Annotated in this window: 13 protein-coding genes; 9 read left to right on the top strand and 4 right to left on the bottom strand. The window is 64.5% G+C overall.

Going from position 1 to position 18,859, the window contains the following annotated elements:
- The first annotated feature begins 139 nt into the window (after positions 1–139).
- Positions 140–994: a ferritin-like domain-containing protein gene (locus AC3WS7_RS05760; protein ID WP_492655699.1), complete on the top strand. Its 855-nt coding sequence runs from the start codon at positions 140–142 to the stop codon at positions 992–994.
- On the opposite strand, the gene AC3WS7_RS05765 is transcribed toward AC3WS7_RS05760, so the two are convergent.
- Complete coding sequence (locus AC3WS7_RS05765; protein ID WP_492655700.1) at positions 977–2,206, bottom strand: HD-GYP domain-containing protein; 1,230 nt, start codon at positions 2,204–2,206, stop codon at positions 977–979. The genes AC3WS7_RS05760 and AC3WS7_RS05765 overlap by 18 nt on opposite strands.
- 63 nt (positions 2,207–2,269) lie before the next feature.
- Here AC3WS7_RS05765 and AC3WS7_RS05770 point away from each other — a divergent pair, with 63 nt between their 5' ends.
- Entirely contained in the window at positions 2,270–2,764 is a 495-nt protein-coding gene (locus tag AC3WS7_RS05770) for an adenylyltransferase/cytidyltransferase family protein (protein WP_296464915.1), read from the top strand.
- A 94-nt stretch (positions 2,765–2,858) separates the two neighbouring features.
- Here the strand turns inward: AC3WS7_RS05770 and glnE are convergent, their stop codons facing one another.
- Positions 2,859–5,576, bottom strand: a complete 2,718-nt coding sequence (gene glnE / locus AC3WS7_RS05775; RefSeq protein WP_492655701.1) for a bifunctional [glutamate--ammonia ligase]-adenylyl-L-tyrosine phosphorylase/[glutamate--ammonia-ligase] adenylyltransferase — start codon at positions 5,574–5,576, stop codon at positions 2,859–2,861.
- Positions 5,577–5,651: 75 nt separating this feature from the next.
- On the opposite strand from glnE, the gene AC3WS7_RS05780 reads away from it, so the two are divergent.
- Both AC3WS7_RS05780 and AC3WS7_RS05785 read left to right on the top strand, forming a co-directional pair.
- Entirely contained in the window at positions 5,652–9,635 is a 3,984-nt protein-coding gene (locus AC3WS7_RS05780; RefSeq protein ID WP_492655702.1) for a YhdP family protein, read from the top strand.
- A 25-nt stretch (positions 9,636–9,660) separates the two neighbouring features.
- A complete protein-coding gene (locus tag AC3WS7_RS05785; RefSeq protein WP_296464906.1) occupies positions 9,661–10,479 on the top strand; it encodes a carbon-nitrogen hydrolase family protein in 819 nt (272 codons plus the stop codon).
- Between the two features lie 66 nt (positions 10,480–10,545).
- Here the strand turns inward: AC3WS7_RS05785 and AC3WS7_RS05790 are convergent, their stop codons facing one another.
- Complete coding sequence (locus AC3WS7_RS05790) at positions 10,546–10,686, bottom strand: hypothetical protein (protein WP_296464904.1); 141 nt, start codon at positions 10,684–10,686, stop codon at positions 10,546–10,548.
- Here AC3WS7_RS05790 and mltA point away from each other — a divergent pair.
- Positions 10,619–11,818, top strand: coding sequence for a murein transglycosylase A (mltA, locus tag AC3WS7_RS05795; protein WP_492655703.1), 1,200 nt, complete (start codon positions 10,619–10,621; stop codon positions 11,816–11,818). The two genes, AC3WS7_RS05790 and mltA, sit on opposite strands and share 68 nt — an antisense overlap.
- Before the next feature lie 59 nt (positions 11,819–11,877).
- A complete protein-coding gene (locus tag AC3WS7_RS05800) occupies positions 11,878–12,831 on the top strand; it encodes a chemotaxis protein (RefSeq protein WP_296464898.1) in 954 nt (317 codons plus the stop codon).
- Positions 12,832–12,937: 106 nt separating this feature from the next.
- Here AC3WS7_RS05800 and AC3WS7_RS05805 read toward each other — a convergent pair whose 3' ends face one another.
- On the bottom strand, positions 12,938–13,906 hold the full coding sequence (locus AC3WS7_RS05805) for a LysR family transcriptional regulator (protein ID WP_296464895.1): 969 nt from the start codon (positions 13,904–13,906) through the stop codon (positions 12,938–12,940).
- Positions 13,907–14,154: 248 nt separating this feature from the next.
- On the opposite strand from AC3WS7_RS05805, the gene AC3WS7_RS05810 reads away from it, so the two are divergent.
- The 3 genes from AC3WS7_RS05810 to rhaS all read left to right on the top strand — a co-directional run bounded on the left by AC3WS7_RS05810 (position 14,155) and on the right by rhaS (position 18,701).
- Positions 14,155–16,260, top strand: coding sequence for a bifunctional rhamnulose-1-phosphate aldolase/short-chain dehydrogenase (locus AC3WS7_RS05810; protein WP_492655704.1), 2,106 nt, complete (start codon positions 14,155–14,157; stop codon positions 16,258–16,260).
- A 27-nt stretch (positions 16,261–16,287) separates the two neighbouring features.
- Positions 16,288–17,577: an L-rhamnose catabolism isomerase gene (rhaI, locus tag AC3WS7_RS05815; protein ID WP_492655705.1), complete on the top strand. Its 1,290-nt coding sequence runs from the start codon at positions 16,288–16,290 to the stop codon at positions 17,575–17,577.
- A gap of 131 nt (positions 17,578–17,708) precedes the next feature.
- Positions 17,709–18,701: a rhamnose ABC transporter substrate-binding protein gene (rhaS, locus tag AC3WS7_RS05820; RefSeq protein ID WP_296464887.1), complete on the top strand. Its 993-nt coding sequence runs from the start codon at positions 17,709–17,711 to the stop codon at positions 18,699–18,701.
- The last annotated feature ends 158 nt before the right edge of the window (positions 18,702–18,859 follow it).

Here is an 18,859-nt window from a genome sequence, read left to right on the forward strand (position 1 = left end):
AATTTTTTAATGCAATGGGTTTTTTGCGTGTATTACACGCCTAAAAACCTTGTCCCCTGCATGGAAGCGTCACGCCTCTGTCAACGCCCTGACACACAGCCCGTCTAGAATCCCGCGAAATTGGAACTGAAAGGTCGCCATGCTTTACCCTGAACTCTTCAAACAGCTTGAATCGGTCCGATGGGACATGGACAAGGACATTCCCTGGGCTGCATTTGAGGGAGACAAGCTCTCCGACGAGCAGGCCGCCACCATCAAAATGAACGCCATTACCGAGTGGGCGGCCCTGCCTGCCACCGAGATGTTCTTGCGCGACAACCGCGGTGACAGCGATTTTTCTGCCTTCATGTCGATCTGGTTCTTCGAGGAGCAGAAGCATTCCCTGGTGTTGATGGAATACCTGCGCCGTTTCCGCCCCGACATGGCGCCCACAGAAGAGGAACTGCATGCGGTGCGTTTTGAGTTCGACCCCGCGCCCGTGCTGGAGACTTTGATGCTGCACTTCTGCGGCGAAATCCGCCTCAACCACTGGTACCGCCGCGCCAGCGAATGGCACACCGAACCCGTCATCAAGGCGATTTACACCAAGCTCAGCCAGGACGAAGCCCGCCACGGCGGCGCCTACCTGCGCTACATGAAGCGTGCGATCAGCAACTTCGGTGTGGAGGCCAAAAGTGCGTTTGCCAAAGTGGGGGTGTTGATGGCATCGGCCCGCCGCACGGCCCAGGCCCTGCACCCCACCAACCTGCATGTGAACAAGGCGCTGTTTCCGCGCGACACCGTGCAAAGCCGCCTGCCCAACCCCGAATGGCTGGAGCACTGGCTGGACAAACAGATCAACTTCGATGCGGTGTGGGAGACCAAGGTGGTCGAGCGCATCCTGCACAACATGAGCCTGCTCATGGAACGCAGCTTCACCACAGTGCAAGAGCTCAACAAGTTCCGCAAAGAACTGGGCGCCAGCCTGGACGGTGCCTCACCACGGGCGGTCTGAAGCCGGCGCTGCGGTGAGCGGCAGCAGCCGCTTCAGGTTGAGTTGCACCTTCACATCGCGGTGGGGCACGCTGGCCACAATGCGGTGCTCGCGCACACTGCTGTCGCGGATGGTGGGCTCCACCGTCGGCAGGCCGGCGCGATTGATCAGCACGGCCACGCGTGGCGTGGTGGTGTTGGCGCCGCGCTTGATCACCACCGCAACCTCGTTGGTCGCCAGGCGTACAAACGAGCCCGGCTGGTAAATCCCCACGGCCTTGATCAGGGCCGCACCAGCCTCGTCAATCGCTTTTTTCTCATCAAAGTAGCAGGCCTGCATGGCCGCCGCCGGGGAAATGGGCGCGCGCGCAGCACGCGGGGCCAGGCGTGCTGCAAACATGTCGGCGCGCTGGATCAGGCGGGCCATGCGCTGCGCACGGCTGCGCGCGGCCAGCGGGCCCGGGGACTGGGCGTGGTGGCCGCGCACAGCCTCCAGCCAGTCGTGTTCCCCAATGCCCATGCTGCGCAGCTGTTCGGCCGAGCGCTGGGCATGGCTGTCAATCGCGGCACGCTGGGGGGGCGTGGGTGGGTCCATCTGCAGGGCCAGGCGGTCCTGCAGTTCGGTCATGGCGACGTTCATGGTCAGGGCGGCGCGCACCACCAGGTCCTGGTCTTCGGGGGGCCAGTTCAGCACGTCCTTGGCGGCCAGGCCGCACATCACACTCACCAGCATGGCGTGGGTGGCGCTGTACATATGGGTGTCGGTGGCCGACAGGTAGATCAGCGCAAACAGGGTGCCGTCGGGGTTGCTCTGGCTGTGGCGCTGCAGCTGGCGGGTCAGGCGAATCAGGCGGTCGGCAAACGAGGTGGGGTGGGTGTCACGCAGCAGGGTGTTGGCCACCTCTTGCAGGTCCAGCCAGTCCATGCGGTCGTCCTGCTCGGCCTGGCGCTCCGCACCGGTATCCCCAGAAATCTTGGCACCGGCAATCTCACCCAGCGGTTTGTCCTCGCGCACCAGGTCATAAAGATGCTCCACGTAGGCACGGTGGTGCGCCTCGGCGTCGGTCACGTCGATGAACAGGCCACCGCCGCGCTGGGAGATTTCGTCCAGATCCCGGCGCGTGGGGATCACAAATGACTTTTTGGCCAGCAGGGTGCCATCCTTGTCCACCAAGGGGAAGGGCAAAGGTTGGCCGATGCGGATGGATTCGACGTTGACGGGAACTAGGTGCATAGAAGTCGGCGGATTATGCAATGCCGCCCAAGGGCGCAGCCCCGTGCTGCTAGCATTGCCCGCATGTCTTCTATCGACCCAACTCCGGCTTTTCTTCAAAAAATTGTGGACGCCAGCACCCTGGAGGCCGGTTTGGCCACACTGCCACGCCCCTGGGTGTTTACCAACGGCGTGTTTGACGTGCTGCACCGCGGCCATGTGATGTACCTGGCCCAGGCCCGTGCACTGGGTGGCAGCCTGATCGTGGCGCTCAACACCGATGCCTCGGTCAAGCGCCTGGGCAAGGGCGATGACCGCCCCCTCAACGCCGAGGCCGACCGCGCCATCGTCATGGCCAGCCAAGAGGCGGTGAGCCTGGTGACCTGGTTTGCCGAAGACACGCCGGTGGAGATCATCGCGCGCATACGTCCTGACATCCTGGTCAAGGGCGGTGACTACGACATGGCCAAGCTACCCGAGACCGCACTCGTCGAGTCGTGGGGCGGCCGCGCGCTGGCGCTGCCCTTTGTGGCGGGCTACTCGACCACCAAGCTGGTGCAGCGCATCCGGGCCAGCTGACTCGCACCGTGGTGCACCAGCGGGTGCACACAAAATGCTATTGAATTAATAGCTGTTTGCGCAGTATCCATGCGGTCTAGAGCCCTAAAAGTCATCAAATCTTCGGCGCACCAAAGACGCTGGACCACAAGGCCAGCCCTGCGGCACGTTCGGCGGTGACCGACGTGATGTCCACCTGCGTGGGCTCTTCGTTAAGCCGGGCCCGGTGTTGCAGCCGCCGTAGTTCGCGGTAGGCCTGGGCCGCGTCGTCCCCCACTGGCGCTGGCAACAGGCCGCAGGCCTGGGCGCGTTGCAGCAGCGCGATGTTGCCCACATTGGGCAGCAGCTCGGCGTGGTGCTGGCCGTGCGCCAGCAGCAGGTACTGCACGGCAAACTCGATGTCCACCATGCCGCCCACGCTGTGTTTGACGTCGAACTGCCCGTCCTTGTCGGCATGCGCGCTGCGTACCTTGGATCGCATGGTCTCGATTTCTCCCCGAAGGGCTGCGGCATCGCGCGGCGTGCGGATCACGTTGTCGCGCACCGTGTCAAAGCGCTGCTGCAGGCTGGCCGGGCCCAGCACACAGCGCGCCCGTGTCATGGCCTGGTGCTCCCAGGTCCAGGCGGTGTTGCTGCCGCGTTGTTCCTGGTAGTTGGCATACGCGGTGAAGCTGGTCACCAGCAGGCCCGAGTTGCCGTTGGGGCGCAGTGCGGTGTCGATCTCGTAGAGGTCGCCTTCGCCCGTCTTCACGGTCAGCCAGTTGATGAGTTTGCGCACCAGGGCGGCGTAAATTTCGCCAGCGCGTTCGTCCTCGTCGTCGTAGAGGAACACGATGTCCAGGTCACTGCCATAGCCCAGCTCTTTGCCGCCCAGCTTGCCGTAGGCAATGATGGCGAACTGCGGCGCGTCGCGGTGTCGGGTTTTCAGGCGGCTCCAGCACCAGCGTGTGGTGGTGCGTAGCACGGCTTCGGCCAGCGCACTCAGGTCGTCTGCTACCTGCTCCACGGTCAGGCGGCCTTCCACGTCGCGCGTCAGGATGCGGAACACCTCCGCATGGTGGGCGCGGCGCAGCAGGTTCAGCAGCGCCTCGTCGTCGTCTTCGGCACTGCCTTGCAGGGCGCGCAGGCGGCGCTCCAGGTCGTCCTCAAAGGCGACCGGGTCAAAACGTTCTTCCAGGATGGCGTTGCTGGCCAGCTCGTCAATCACGCCCGGGTGCTTGAGCAGGTAACGCGCGGGCCAGCGCGCGGTGCCCAGCATGCGCAGCAGGCGTTCGTGCACCTTGGGGCGCTCCAGCAGCATGGCCAGGTAACTCTCGCGGCGCAGTAGCGGCTCCATCCAGTCTGCCAGGCGCACGCAGGCCTCTTCGTTGACGCGGCCTTCGCGCAGCCACAGGGCCGTGCGTTGCACGAGACGCCCTAGGCGCGCCCGCGACTCGTCTTTCAGGGCTTGCACGCGCGGGTGTTCGCGCCAGAGGGTGATGCGTTCCTTGAAGCGGCCTTCCAGGTGTTCCAGCACCGCGTCCAGATCCGAGGCCACGGCGCTGCCACCGCCCTTGGTGCAGCCGCGGCACTCGGTCTGGGTGCCGCCCAAGAGGGCATCAAACTCTTGCGCCACCAGCTCGCGGTGTTTGTCCAGTTCTTGCAGCAGGGCGGTGCTGTCGGGCAAATCGAGTGTCTGGGCAATCCAGTGCAGGTCGGCCTCGTCGGTGGGCAGCACATGGGTTTGCTGGTCGTCCAGGTACTGGATGCGGTGCTCCACCTGGCGCAAGAAGACATAGGCCCGGGCCAGCGCATCGGCGGTGTCCTGGGGCATCAGCCCGGCCCGCACTAGGCGCTGCAGTGCGCTCACCGTGGGGCGGGTGCGCAGCTCGGGGTACTGGCCACCGCGCACCACCTGCAGCAGCTGCACGGTGAATTCGATCTCGCGGATGCCACCGCGCGAGAGTTTCACATCGTTGCTACGCTCTGGCCGGCCTGCGCTGCGCTTGGCCGCGTGGTCGCGGATCTGGCGGTGCAGGCCGCGCAGGGAGTCAAACACGTTGTAGTCCAGGTAGCGGCGAAACACAAACGGCACCACCACGCCGCGCAGCTGCTGCGCGCAGCCGGAGCCAATGGCCTGCGCCGGCGCCACCACCCGGCTCTTGAGCCAGGCAAATCGCTCCCACTCGCGCCCCTGCACATGGAAATACTCTTCCAGAGCACCCAGCGACACGGCAGGTGGGCCCGAGTTGCCATTGGGGCGCAGTGCCAGGTCCACCCGGAACACCATGCCGTGTTCGGTGGTGTCCCCCACCAGCGCATAGACGGCCTTGACCATCTTGGCAAAAAACTCCTGGTTGGAAATGCGGCCGCGGCCCTCGGCATTCCCGGTGGTCTCGCCGTCCTGGTCGTAGACATAAATCAGGTCGATGTCGCTGGACACATTGAGCTCACGCGCGCCCAGTTTTCCCATGCCGATGATGCACAGCTGGCAAAAATCACCCTGCGGCGTGCGGGGGCTGCCATGCTGTTGCTCCAGTGCCGCGTAGCTGTGCTGGTAGGCCTGGTCCAGTGTCAGTTCGGCCAGTTCGGTCATCACGCGGGTCACCTCACCCAGCGAGGCTTGTTCGTCGCAGTCCAGATGCAGCAGGCGCTCCATTGCCAGTTGCCGGGTCATACGCAAGGCTGCGCCCGTGTCCAGCCCTTGTGTCAGCAGCGCTTGCAGCAATGCTTGCAATTGGGGGCGGGTGAGCGCGCTGTTCTGGCACAGGGGCAATTGTTCGGCATAACGGCGGCGAATACGCTGGCCAAAGCGCGAACCCTCGGAGCGAGGTGGCTGCTCATTGCGGGTCATAATTCCTGACATAGTCCCGATAGCACGATGAATGATTTGACTCCCGCCCCTTCACTTTGGCTCAAAGCGTCTGCAATGACCGCAAAGTGGGCGCTGCGCTTGCTGCTAGTGGCGTGGCTGGTATTGGGTTTGGCATGGGCGGGACTGCATTTTTGGATTGTGCCCCGAATTGGCGAACTCCGCCCGTGGCTGGAGCAACAGGCCTCCGCGGCGCTGGGCACCACCGTGCAGATCGGCGGCATTGCCGCGGTTTCCAATGGCCTGATCCCTTCCATCGAACTGACCCAGGTGCGCTTGCTGGACCCGCAGGGTCGCGATGCCTTGGTGCTGCCGTCCGTCCAAGCGGCGCTCTCGCCCCATTCGCTGTTGCGCATGGGGGTGGAGCAGCTTTACATCGCCCGCCCCGTGCTCGACATCCGCCGCACACCAGACGGGCGTTTCTGGATTGCAGGCATGCCCTTGCCCGAGGGGGGGAGTGAGGAGAGCCCTGCGCTGGACTGGCTGTTGGCCCAATCGGAACTGGCCATTGTGGGCGGCACGGTGCAGTGGACTGACGAGCTGCGCGGCGCGCCGGTGCTGGCCCTGCAAGAGGTGAACCTGGTGCTGCGCAAGCGCCTGCTGACCCATGCGGTGCGGCTGGATGCCCAAGCCCCGAGCGCCTGGGGTGACCGCTTCACCTTGTCGGGCATCTTCCGCGAGCCCTTGTTGTCGGGTGGCTCGGGCCACTGGCAACGCTGGGATGGGCAGCTCTACGCCAGCTTTCCGCAGGTGGACCTGGCGCACCTGCGCCGGTATGTGGACCTGGGTGTGGATCTGGCACAGGGCCGGGGCGCGCTGCGCGCCTGGGTCGATGTGAAAAAGGGGCTGGCCACCGGTGCCACCGCCGATGTGCAGATGGCGGATGTGCAGCTCACCACCGGCGCGAACCTGCCGGCACTGGCGCTGCGCACTGTGTCGGGCCGCGTGGGCGCGCAACGCCTGGAAGGCGGCTCGGAAGTATTTACCCAGGCCCTGCAGTTTGAAACCGAAGACGGTTTACGCTGGCCCGGTGGCAATGTGTTGTTGCGCCGCTTTGAGGCCGCGGGCAACACCCCGGCGCGCGGCGAGGTGGTGGCCGACCGTCTGGACCTGGCGGCCATGGGCGAGATTGCACAGCGCCTGCCCTTGGGCGAGGCCGCGCACACTGCGCTGAAGCAGTGGGGGGCACGCGGGTTGGTGGAGCAATTGGATGGCACCTGGCGCGGCCCGCTGGAGCAACCGGACAGTTACGCGCTCAAAGGGCGGGTCAGCCAACTCACCATCCCGGCGCAGAACCTCAACAATGTGGCGCGCCCTGGTTTTCAGGGCCTGGACGTGGATTTCGACCTGAACCAGGGGGGCGGCAAGGTCCAGCTGGTTTTGGACAAGGGCGTGTTCGACGCCTACGGCATCCTGGAAGACGGGCCGGTGTTTTTTGAGCAACTGCGGGCCGATGTCGCATGGCAGCGGCAGGGTGAATCGCTCACGGTGTCGGGCAGTAATGTGCGTTTTGCCAATGCCGATGCCCAGGGCGAGTTGTTGTTCAAGTGGCAGTCTGCGACCACCGGCCCCGGCGTGCTGGACCTGCAGGGCAGCCTGGGCCGGGCCGAGGGCACACGCGTGCACCGCTACCTGCCCATGGTGCTGGACACCGCGGTGCGCGACTACGTGCGTAGCGCGGTGCTGGCGGGCACGGCCACCGGGGTCAAGTTCAAGCTCAAGGGCGACTTGGCGCGTTTCCCGTTTGCCGATGCCAAACAAGGCGACTTCCGCATTTCTGCCAATGTGCAAAACGCCACCCTGGCCTATGTGCCGTCCTACCTGCTGCCCAAGGACAGCCTGCCCTGGCCGGCCCTGCAGCAGCTCCACGGGGAGCTGGTGATTGACCACGCCACCTTGCAGGCCAAGGTGGACCGGGGCGTACTGGCGGGTACGGCCCTCCAGCTGGGCAAGGCCGAGGGGCTGATGACCAACATCTACGAGGGCGCACAGCTGCAGGTGACGGCCGAGGCCAAAGGTCCCTTGGCCGATGTGCTGGGGGTGGTGAACCGCTCGCCCTTGGGGGGGCTGTTGGACCACGTGCTCGCCACTGCCAGCGCCACGGGCGTGGCGGACTACAAACTCAAGCTGGGGTTTCCGATTGCCGATGTCAACCGCGCCACGGTGGCCGGCTCCATCGTATTGGCCGGCAATGATTTGCAGATCACCGCCGGCACGCCACGCCTGCAGCGCGCCCGCGGTACTGTGGCGTTCACCGAGTCCGGCTTCACGGTGGTCGGCGGCACGGCGCGTGCGGTAGGGGGCGATGTGCGGATGGAGGGCGGCCTGAGTTTGCAAACCGCCGCGCCAGCCAATACGGCCCCGGCTGCGCGGGCGGTGGTGCCCGCCACCCTGCGCCTGCAAGGTACGGCCACCGCCGAAGGCCTGCGCCAGGCCAAGGAACTGGGGCCGCTGGCCCGCCTGGCCGACGATATGCGGGGGGCCACAGCCTACACCGTGGTGCTGGGGCTGCGTGGTGGCGCGCTGGAGTGGCAGCTCAACTCCAGCCTGGTGGGCATGGCGCTGGCTTTGCCTGCGCCGTTTGCCAAGCCGGCCGAGCAAGCCCTGCCTTTGCGGCTGGACAACACCGCCGTGCGTACCGCCGCCGGTGCCGCGCCGGTGCGTGCGCTGGAGCAACTGCGCCTGGAGCTGGGGCGGCTGGCTTCGGCCACCTACGTGCGGGATGTCTCGGGCCCACATGCGCGGGTGTTGCGTGGGGCCATTGCACTGGGCCTGGCCGATGACGAGTCGGCCCCGCTGCCGGAGGACGGGGTGGTGGCCAACGTCAGCATGGCTGTGCTGGACGCGGATGCCTGGAGCAAGGTGCTGGAGCGCGTCGCCGGTGACGGGCTGCCGGGGGTCAACCTGGCGGCGTCCGGGGCTTCGGCCGCCATGGGCTACCTGCCCACGGTGCTGGCGGTGCGCACCAAGGAGCTCACGGTGGCCGGGCGCAAGATGCACAACATGGTGGTGGGCGGTGGTCGCGATGGCATGGTCTGGCGAGCCAACCTGGATGCCACCGAGCTCAGTGGTTATCTGGAGTACCGCCAGCCCAGTGGCAGCAATGCCGGGCGCCTCTACGCCCGCCTGGCCCGTCTGGCGGTGGGGCAAAGCACGGCGCAGGATGTGGAGAGCCTGCTCGATGACCAGCCGGTGACGATTCCGGCGCTGGACATCGAGGTGGACGACTTTGAGCTGCGTGGCAAAAAGCTGGGCCGGGTGGACCTGGAGGCCGTGAACCTGGGCGCGGCCGGTGCGCGCGAGTGGCGCCTGAACCGTTTCAACATCCAGACCCCGGAAGCCACCCTTACCGCCAGCGGTAACTGGGCCAACCTGGGCGGCGCAACGGCTGGCCGCAGCCTCAAGGAGCGGCGCCGTACCGTGCTGAATTTCAAGCTCGACATCCACAACGCCGGTGAACTGCTGACGCGGTTTGGCATGGCCGGTGTGGTGCGCAATGGCAAAGGCAAAGTGGAAGGCCAGGTGGCCTGGCTGGGCTCGCCTCTTTCGGTGGATTACGCCAGCATGGGCGGAACCTTCAATGTGAATGTGGAGACTGGCCAGTTCCTCAAGGCCGATCCCGGCATTGCCAAGCTGCTGGGGGTGCTGAGCCTGCAGTCGCTTCCGCGCCGCCTGACGCTGGATTTTCGCGACGTGTTCAGCGAGGGTTTTGCCTTCGACTTTTTCCGCGGTGACATTGCCATCGAGCAAGGCGTGGCACGCACCACCAACTTGCAGATGAAGGGGGTCAACGCGGCAGTACTGATGGAAGGCCAGGCCGACATTGCCAAGGAAACGCAAAAACTGCGCGTGGTGGTGGTGCCGGAAATCAACGCCGGCAGCGCCTCGCTGATTGCGGCGGCCATCAACCCGGTGGTGGGTCTGAGCACCTTTTTGGCCCAGCTGATTCTGCGTGGGCCGCTGGTCAACGCGGCCACCCAGGAATTCACCATCGACGGCACCTGGCTGGACCCCAAGGTCACCCAGGTCGAGCGTCGTTAACCCCTTTTTTTCAGGAGCCATTGCCATGCGTGTTGCCGCCCTCCAGATGGTGTCCACCGACCAGCTGTCAGACAACCTTCAGCAGGCCCAGACCCTGCTCGAGCAGGCCGCCCAAGCCGGTGCGGAGCTGGCCGTGCTGCCCGAATACTTTTGCCTGATCGGTCAGCGCGACGCGGACAAGCTGGCCATCCAGGAGCCGTTTGGCAGCGGCCCCATGCAGGACTTTTTGGCCGCCACGGCGCGCCGCCTGGGCCTGTGGATCGTGGCCGGCACGCTGCCGCTCACGGCGGACCAGAAGGACCGTGTGTTCAACAGCTCACTGGCCTACAACCCGCAGGGCGAATGCGTGGCGCGTTACGACAAGATCCACCTGTTCCGCTTTGACAACGGCAGCGAGAGTTACGACGAGTCGCGCGTGCTGGAGCGCGGCAGCACGCCCACCGTGTTTGCCCTGCCCTCGCGCGACGGCCACACCTGGCGCGTGGGCATGAGCATTTGTTACGACATGCGCTTTCCCGAGCTCTACCGCGCCTACGCCACGCAGGGGGTGGATTTGATTCTGGCGCCCAGCGCCTTCACCCACATCACGGGCCAGGCGCACTGGGAGGTGCTGTTGCGCGCCCGCGCCATTGAGAATCTGTCGTTTGTGGCCGCTGCCGCGCAGGGCGGGGTGCACCCTAGCGGGCGGCGCACCTGGGGCCAGTCGCTGCTGGTGGACCCGTGGGGCCAGGTGTTGGCCCAGCAGGCGCAGGGCGCCGGTGTGGTGTGGGCCGACTGCGACGCGGCCCGCCTGCAGCAGCTGCGCAGCCAGCTGCCGTCGCTGCAGCACCGGGTGTTGGTGTGATTGCTATAAAAATAGGAGCTGTTCGCGCATATTTCATGCGGATCATAGCCATAAAAGCTTTAAAAATCAGTCCTCTTTCGGGGGCGTCCGGTCATCGCTGTCCTGGGGCGGCAGTTCTCCCCGGTTGCGGCCGGCAAACATGGTCCACCAAATGATGGCAACGAAGATCAGTCCGGCCCCTAGGGCTTCGAGCAGCAGCAGTGTCATGGGGCGTTATCACTCGGTGGTGGCAGTGCTGCTGATTGTAGGAACGCTGGTGGGTTGTGGCAGTGTGCCCGTGCGAGCCCCCGTGACCAGTCCGGTTGCTGCACCCGCCCGCCCCGCACCTGCAGCTCCGGCAGAAGGAAGTCTGTCGCAGGCCCGTGGTACCTGGGTGCCGGTGCCCTGGTCCGAACTGCCCGGTTGGGGCAGTGACAACCTGTTTGAAGCCTGGAACGCCTGGCTCAAGAGCTGCGAGAAATCCGCCTCCCCCTGGGCCGCCCTGTGCCCCGAGGTGCGGCGCCTGAGCATTGGCAGCGCCCAGGAGCAACTGGCCTGGATGCAGGCACGCCTGCAGGCCTACCGCATCGAAGCGGCGCCGGGAGAGTCCACCGGCTTGCTGACCAGTTATTTCGAACCCGTGATCGAGGCCAGCCGGGTGCCTGCTCCGGGGTTCACCGTGCCCCTCTATGGCCCACCGCCCGGCTTGGCCCAGCGCAAGCCCTGGTACACACGGCAGGAAATGGACACCCTGCCCGAAGCACAGGCCGTGCTCAAGGGCCGCGCCATTGCCTACATGGCAGACCCGGTCGATGCGTTGATCCTGCAGATCCAGGGCTCCGGCCGCGTGCGCATGGCGCAGGCCGATGGCAGCCAGCGCTGGGTGCGCCTGGCCTACGCCGGTACCAACGACCAGCCCTACCGCAGTGTGGGCCGCTGGCTGCTGGACCAGGGGCTGGTGAAAGACGCGTCCTGGCCCGGCATCAAAACCTGGTTGTCCCAAAACCCGGGGCGCCAGCAAGAGCTGCTGTGGAGCAACCCCCGCGTGGTGTTCTTCAAGGAAGAAACCCTGTCCGACCTGGAGTCGGCCTTCGGTCCGCGCGGTGCCCAGGGCGTGGCACTGACGCCGGGCCGCTCGATTGCGGTGGACCCCGGCAGCATTCCCTATGGCACCCCGGTCTGGCTGGTATCGCCCGGCCCCCAAACCAGCCTGCAAAAGCTGGTGCTGGCGCAGGACACGGGCAGTGCCATTACCGGTGCCGTGCGGGCCGATTACTTTGCTGGTTGGGGCTCCGAGGCGGGTGACCTCGCAGGCCGTTTGCGCCAGCCGCTGCAGATGTGGGCGATCTGGCCCAAATAGGCTGGATGGCGTTACCATGGCAGCACAGCAACCTTGAAGCCTTCCAAAGGACGAACCCCATGAGCAAAGAGATGCGCGAGATTGATGAGCGGACCAACCTGGCCGCCAACAGCATGTTTGAATTGCTGCTGTTTCGTTTGGGGGAGGCTGCCAACAGCGCCGACCGCCGCGAGCTGTTTGGCATCAATGTCTTCAAGGTACGCGAAATTCTGGTGATGCCCGAGATCACTGCCATGGTGAACTCGCCGCCTCAGGTGATGGGTGTGGCCAATATCCGCGGCCAGATGATCACCGTCATCAATCTGCCCATGGTGGTGGGCTGCAAGCCCACCAAAGGCCTGGGCATCTTGCTGGTGACCGAGTTCGCCCGCACTACGCAGGCGTTTGCGGTGGAAGAAGTCAACGAGATCGTGCGCCTGGAATGGAAGCACGTGCTGTCGGCCGAAAACTCGGGGGGTGGTCTGGTGACCAGCATTGCGCGTCTGGATGGTGCAGCCGAGAACACCCGCCTGGCCCAGGTGCTGGATGTGGAGCAGATCCTGCGCGATGTGATGCCCCAGGAGGTCAAGTCCGAAGAGGCGAAAACCGTTGCCAAGATTCGCCTGGAGCCCGGCCAGATCATCCTGGCGGCCGACGATTCTGCCGTGGCCCGCATGATGATTGAGAAGGGCTTCAAGTCCATGGACGTGCCTTATGTCATGACCAAAACCGGCAAAGAGGCCTGGGAGCGCCTGCAGGCCATGCACGCCACCGCGGTGGCGGAAGGCAAGTCCATCAAGGACAAGGTAGCCCTGGTGTTGACCGACCTGGAAATGCCCGAGATGGACGGCTTCACGCTGACGCGCAACATCAAACAGGATGGCCGTTTCAACCAGATCCCGGTCATCATCCACTCCTCACTCACCGGCACGACCAACGAGGGGCATGTGAAGAGTGTGGGCGCCGATGCCTATATCGCCAAGTTCGTGGAAGAAGAGCTGGCCGCCACCATCCGCGACGTGTTGCACCGCTAAGCTCTACGCTTGAGGCCCGGTTTCAGCGCTGGGCCGCCCCGAGCTGAAACGCGCCCCCCTTTGGGAGGGCAGCGACCCGCATAGCGGCGGAGCGTGGGGCACCATCTCACATGCGGCATTGCACGAGCCGCGAACCGTGCTCCAGCACAAATTCGCGGAATGCACCGTTCACCCCACTCAGCGCTGAATCGCGCCGGTGCAGCAGGCACCAGTCCAGCATCTTGGGCATGTCTTCCATGTGCAGCACGGCGAGCTTGCCTGCCTCAATTTCCACCTGGAAGGTGTGCGCCGAGAGAAAGCTGATGCCCATGCCCGCCATTACCGCCTGCTTGATCGTTTCGTTGCCCGACAGTTCCATGGTCACCCGCACGGGCAAGGACTGCGCCTGCAGCAGGTGGTCAAAAAACTGCCGCGTCGCCGAACCCGGCTCGCGGAAGATAAATGGCTCGTCACGCAATGCGTCCCAGTGGATGCGACGCTTCTTGGCCAGCGGGTGGTCGGCCGCGGCCACCACGCAGTGCGGATTTTGCGCAAAGGTTTCGGCCTCCACATCGGCCTCGGAGGGGGGATAGCCTGCAATCGCCACGTCCAGCTGGTGGTCCTGCAGCATGGCCAGAATGGTTTCGCGCCGGTCGACCGTGAGCTTGAACTTCACGCCGGGCCAGTGTTCGGCAAACGCCATCAGCAGTGCCGGCGCAAAGTAGTGCGCCGAGGACACCACGCCCAGGTGCAGCAGGCCGCCATGGCCGCCTTCGGTGTTGTGGAAGGCTCCGATGGCGTCTTCCGCCATGGTCACCTGGTTCAGGATGCGCCGGGCCTGGCGCAGCATCTCTTCGCCGGCCTGGCTCAGGCTGACTTTCTTGCCGGCTTTTACCAACAGCTGCAGGCCCAGTTCAGCTTCGAGCTGTTGCACCTGCATGGACACGGCGGGCTGGGTCACGCTCATCTGCTCGGCCGCACGGGAGTAGCTCAGCTGCGTCGCCACGGCCTCAAACAGGCGCAATTGGCGCAGCGTGAGGTTTTTGAGCCGGTGGTCGCGTTTGCCGGCTTGCGGTTCTGACGCAGGCGGCGCCATAGTGCGGGATTTCCCTAGGGCTTTGTGTGCTGGCGCGGGGCTTGGAAGACGGGGTTTCATCGGTGTTTTCCCTAGGGATTCAGCGGCTGGCGGCCTGGTGCCCCCGTGGTGGCTGGCAGGGGCGGCTGGGGTTGGATCGCATTCTAGTGATCTATCAGGTTTTCTGATGAATTTCATAAAAAAGTCTGCGTTGTGCCTATAGCTCTGTTTGCCTACAGTCACTCCAATTCTTCGTAACTGCACCGCACATGACCACTCGCTCCCAACCTGTCCCGTTCCCCGTCTGGAACCAGGACCATGCCGCCAAGCTCGATCAGCCCAACCTGCTGCTGTACCGCTCCAACCTGCTGGGTTCCGACCTGCGCATCACCAACTACGGTGGTGGCAACACCTCCGCCAAGATCACCCAGAAGGATCCGCTGACCGGCCAGGACGTGTCGGTGCTGTGGGTCAAGGGCTCGGGCGGGGACGTGGGGTCCATGAAGCTCGATGGCTTCTCCACGCTCTACATGGACAAGCTCAATGCCCTGCAAGGCATTTACCGCGGCCCTGACTTTGAGGACGAGATGGTGGGCTACCTGCCGCACTGCACCTTCAACCTGAACCCGCGCGCTGCCAGCATCGACACGCCGCTGCACGCCTACCTGCCGTTTGCGCATGTGGACCACATGCATCCGGATTCGGTCATCGCCATTGCGGCCATGGCCAATAGCGAAGCCATCACCCAGGAAGCCTTTGGCGGCACCATTGGCTGGCTGCCCTGGCGCCGTCCCGGCTACGAGCTGGGCCTGCAACTGCAACGCTACGTAGCCGCCCACCCCGGCCTCAAGGGCCTGGTGCTTGGGGGCCACGGCCTCTTCACCTGGGGTGACGATGCCCGCAGCTGCTACGAGAACACCGTGGCCGCGATCGAACAAGCGCAAACCTGGCTCGCCGCGCAAGCCGAGGCCCGCAAGGCCGTGCCGTTTGGCGGCACCAAGGTCACCGCGCTGGATGCGGCGGCGCAAGACGAGGTGCTGGCCCGTGTGCTGCCCGTGCTGCGTGGGCAGGCCTCGCAAAGCGGCCACAAGCTCTTACATGTGGATCGCCAGCCCGTGGTGATGGAATTTGTGAACAGCCAGCAGCTCGAAGCGCTGGCGGCGCTGGGCACCTCCTGCCCCGACCACTTTTTGCGCACCAAGATCAAGCCCCTGATCCTCGACGAAGCGGTCTACACCCTGGAAGGTGCCGAGCTGTCCAAGGCCATTGCCACCAAGCTGGCCGATTACCGCGCCGACTACACCGCCTACTACGAACGCTGCAAGCGTGCCAACAGCCCGGCGTTGCGCGACCCGAATCCCGTCATCATCCTGCTGCCGCGCATCGGCATGGTGGCCATTGCCAAGGACAAGGCGACGGCGCGTATCGCTGGCGAGTTTTATGTGAACGCCATCAACGTGATGCGTGATGCCAACGCGATTGACACCTATGTGGGCCTGCCCGAGCAGGAGGCGTTTGACATCGAGTACTGGCTGCTCGAAGAAGCCAAGCTGCAGCGCATGCCCAAGGCCAAGCCCCTGGTCGGCAAGGTGGCCCTGGTCACCGGCGGTGCCGGCGGCATTGGCCGCGCGATTGTGGAGCGCCAGTTGCAGGAAGGCGTGTGCGCCGTGCTGCTGGACATTGACGCCGCCGCGCTGGACACCACGGTGGCCGAACTCTCCAAGAAGTTTGGCAAGGATGTGGTGCGCGGTGTGGTGTGTGACGTGACCAGCGAAGAGTCGGTGATTGCCGCCTATGCCCGCACCGCCATTGAATACGGGGGCGTGGACATTCTGGTCTCCAACGCGGGCATTGCTTCCGCATCGCCGCTGGAAGACACCACGCTGGCGCTGTGGAACCGCAACCAGAGCATCCTGGCCACGGGCTATTTCTTGGTGGGCCGCGAAGCCTTCCGCCTCATGAAGGCCCAGGCCGTGGGCGGCTCCATGGTTTTTATTGCCAGCAAAAACGGCATGGTGGCCAGCAACCAGGCCGTGGCTTACTGCGCGGCCAAGGCAGCCGAAATCCAGCTGTCGCGCAGCTTCGCGCTGGAAGGTGCACCGCTGGGCATCCGCTGCAATGTGGTGAATCCCGACGCGGTCATCCGTGGCAGCAAAATCTGGACCGGCACCTGGAGCCAGGAGCGTGCTGCGGCCAACAAGGTGAGCGAGGACGAACTCGAAGCCTTTTACCGCGACCGCTCCATGCTCAAGCGCAGCGTTTTCCCCGAAGACATTGCCGAGGCGACCTACTTTTTGGCCAGCGAACTCGCGGCCAAATCCACCGGCAACATCCTCAACGTGGACGCAGGCAACCTGGCTGCCTTCCCGCGCTGAGCCCCTCACGTTTTCAAGAAGAACACCATGACACAACAGATCAACGCCCAGCTGCTGGCTGAGCACAATGCGCAGGCTGCAACCCGCGTGAACCTGGATTACGAGACGCTGGGCGAGCAACTGGCGCGCCGTGGCGTGGACATTGCGGTTCTCAAAACCGAAGTAGAGAAGTTTGCGGTGGCTGTGCCCAGTTGGGGCGTGGGGACTGGCGGCACCCGCTTTGCACGCTTCCCCGGCCTGGGCGAACCGCGCCACGTGTTCGACAAGATCCAGGACTGCGGCGTGATCCAGCAGCTGGTGCGCTGCACGCCCACCGTGTCGCCACACTTCCCGTGGGACAAGGTGAGCGACTACCAGGAGCTGCGCCAGCATGCCGAGGCCAACGGCGTGGGCTTTGATGCCGTTAACTCCAACACCTTCTCGGACCAGAAGGACCAGCCGCTGTCGTACAAGTTCGGCAGCCTGACCCATGCCGATGCCGGCGTGCGCGCCCAAGCTGTGGCGCACAACCTGGAGTGCATCGAGATTGGCAAGCAATTGGGCAGCAAGGCGCTGACCGTGTGGATTGGTGACGGTGCCAACTTCCCCGGCCAAAGCCATTTCCGGCGCCAGTTCGAGCGTTACCTGGACAGCAACCGCCAGATCTACGACGCACTGCCGGCCGACTGGCGCATGTTTCTCGAGCACAAGATGTTCGAGCCCGCCTTCTACGCCACCGTGATCCAGGACTGGGGCTCCAGCCTGCTGGCCGCCCAAACCCTGGGCCCCAAGGCGCGCTGCCTGGTGGACCTGGGCCACCACGCGCCCAACACCAACATCGAGATGATCGTGGCGCGCCTGGTGCACGCCCAAAAGCTGGCCGGTTTCCACTTCAACGACAGCAAATACGGCGATGACGACCTGGACAGCGGCAGCATCAACCCCTTCCAGCTGTTCCTGGTGTTCAACGAACTGGTGGACGCCGCGCAAACCGGCGCTGCCGAGTTCGACCCGGCCTACATGCTGGACCAGTCGCACAACGTGACCGACCCCATCGAGAGCCTGATGACCAGCGCCGTGACTGTGCAGCGCTGTTATGCCCAGGCCCTGCTGGTGGACCGCAAGGCGCTGACTGCTTACCAGGACAGCAACGATGTGCTGATGGCAGCCCAGACCCTGAAGCAGGCCTTCCACACCGATGTGACGCCTCTGCTGCAAAAGATTCGCATCGACGCGGGCGGCGCTGCCGACCCGGTGCTGGCCTACCGCGCCAGTGGTTACCGCAAGCAGATGGCGGCCATCCGCCCCGCCAGCGGCCCCAGCAGCGGCATCGTTTAAGCGCACCTGCATGGGCATGTGCACTACCCCCATCGAACCCGGTTCACACCACCAAGTCCTGGTGTGTGCAGTCGGTATCGAGACCGGCCTTCGGGTCAATTTTTCCTACTAACAATTCCAGGAGACAACGCATGAAGAAACAACTCAAAACCCTGCTGACCATTGCCCTGAGCGCGGCACTGGTGAGCCCTGCTTTTGCGGCAGACAAGATCGCCCTGGTGGTGAAGAGCTTGGGCAACGGCTTCTTTGATGCTGCCAACCAGGGCGCGCAAGAAGCCGCCAAGGAACTCAAGAACGTCGAGATCATCTACACCGGTCCCGCCAAGGCAACGGCCGAAGGCCAGATCGAAATCGTCAACTCGCTGATCGCACAAAAGGTCTCCGCCATCGTGATCTCCGCCAACGATCCCGACGCCCTGGCCCCCGTGCTCAAGCGCGCCATGGACCGTGGCATCAAGGTCATTTCGTTTGACTCCGGCGTGCGCAAAGACGGCCGCCTGATGCACCTGAACCCCTCCAGCAACCCGCTGATCGGCGAAAAGCTGGTGAAGATGACGGCAGACGCCATCGGCGCCACCGGTGAAGTGGCCGTGTTGTCCGCCACTGCACAAGCCACCAACCAGAACATCTGGATCGACGAGGCCAAGAAAGTGCTGGCCCAGCCCGCCTACAAGGGCCTGAAGCTGGTCAGCGTTGTTTACGGTGATGACCAGACCGACAAGAGCTACCGCGAAGCCCAGGGCTTGTTCAAAAGCTACCCCAACCTGAAAGCCATCATCGCCCCCACCACCGTGGGTGTGGCGGCAGCGGCCAAGGCCGTGCAGGATGAAAAGAAAGTCGGCAAGATTTTCGTGACCGGTCTGGGCTTGCCCTCCGAGATGGCTGGCCACGTGAAGAGCGGTGCGGTCAAGTCCTTTGCCATCTGGAACCCCATTGACCTGGGCTACTCCTCCATCTACGCGGCCAGCCAGTTCATTTCTGGCAAGGTCACCGGCAAGGCCGGTGACAAGGTGTCTCTGGGCCGTGTCGGCACCGTGACGCTGGACGACAAGGGCGAAGCCGCCATGTCCGAGCCTTTCACGTACGATGCCTCCAACGTCGAGAAGTTCGCCAAGTTTTTCTAACACCCCCGTGGCTGTAGTGCTGCGCACTTTCGCCTCCCCCCTTGCAGGGGGCAACACCAGCAGCCCCGGCGGAGCCGGTTCTGCGGTGTTTCTGGTGAAGGCGCGCTCCGGCTGACGGAGTCGTTGCGCTGGCAAGTTCGTGGGGCATCGCTCTCGGG

The sequence above is a fragment of the Rhodoferax sp. EU05-FHT12H12 genome, from assembly GCF_058791215.1.

Coding starts and splice junctions, on each gene's coding strand:
- rhaS (WP_296464887.1), top strand. CDS start 17,709: ATGAAGAAACAACTCAAAACCCTGCTGACCATTGCCCTGAGCGCGGCA.
- AC3WS7_RS05785 (WP_296464906.1), top strand. CDS start 9,661: ATGCGTGTTGCCGCCCTCCAGATGGTGTCCACCGACCAGCTGTCAGAC.
- AC3WS7_RS05770 (WP_296464915.1), top strand. CDS start 2,270: ATGTCTTCTATCGACCCAACTCCGGCTTTTCTTCAAAAAATTGTGGAC.
- AC3WS7_RS05790 (WP_296464904.1), bottom strand. CDS start 10,686: ATGACACTGCTGCTGCTCGAAGCCCTAGGGGCCGGACTGATCTTCGTT.
- AC3WS7_RS05810 (WP_492655704.1), top strand. CDS start 14,155: ATGACCACTCGCTCCCAACCTGTCCCGTTCCCCGTCTGGAACCAGGAC.
- AC3WS7_RS05800 (WP_296464898.1), top strand. CDS start 11,878: ATGAGCAAAGAGATGCGCGAGATTGATGAGCGGACCAACCTGGCCGCC.
- glnE (WP_492655701.1), bottom strand. CDS start 5,576: ATGACCCGCAATGAGCAGCCACCTCGCTCCGAGGGTTCGCGCTTTGGC.
- mltA (WP_492655703.1), top strand. CDS start 10,619: ATGGTCCACCAAATGATGGCAACGAAGATCAGTCCGGCCCCTAGGGCT.
- rhaI (WP_492655705.1), top strand. CDS start 16,288: ATGACACAACAGATCAACGCCCAGCTGCTGGCTGAGCACAATGCGCAG.
- AC3WS7_RS05805 (WP_296464895.1), bottom strand. CDS start 13,906: ATGGCGCCGCCTGCGTCAGAACCGCAAGCCGGCAAACGCGACCACCGG.
- AC3WS7_RS05760 (WP_492655699.1), top strand. CDS start 140: ATGCTTTACCCTGAACTCTTCAAACAGCTTGAATCGGTCCGATGGGAC.
- AC3WS7_RS05780 (WP_492655702.1), top strand. CDS start 5,652: ATGACCGCAAAGTGGGCGCTGCGCTTGCTGCTAGTGGCGTGGCTGGTA.
- AC3WS7_RS05765 (WP_492655700.1), bottom strand. CDS start 2,206: ATGCACCTAGTTCCCGTCAACGTCGAATCCATCCGCATCGGCCAACCT.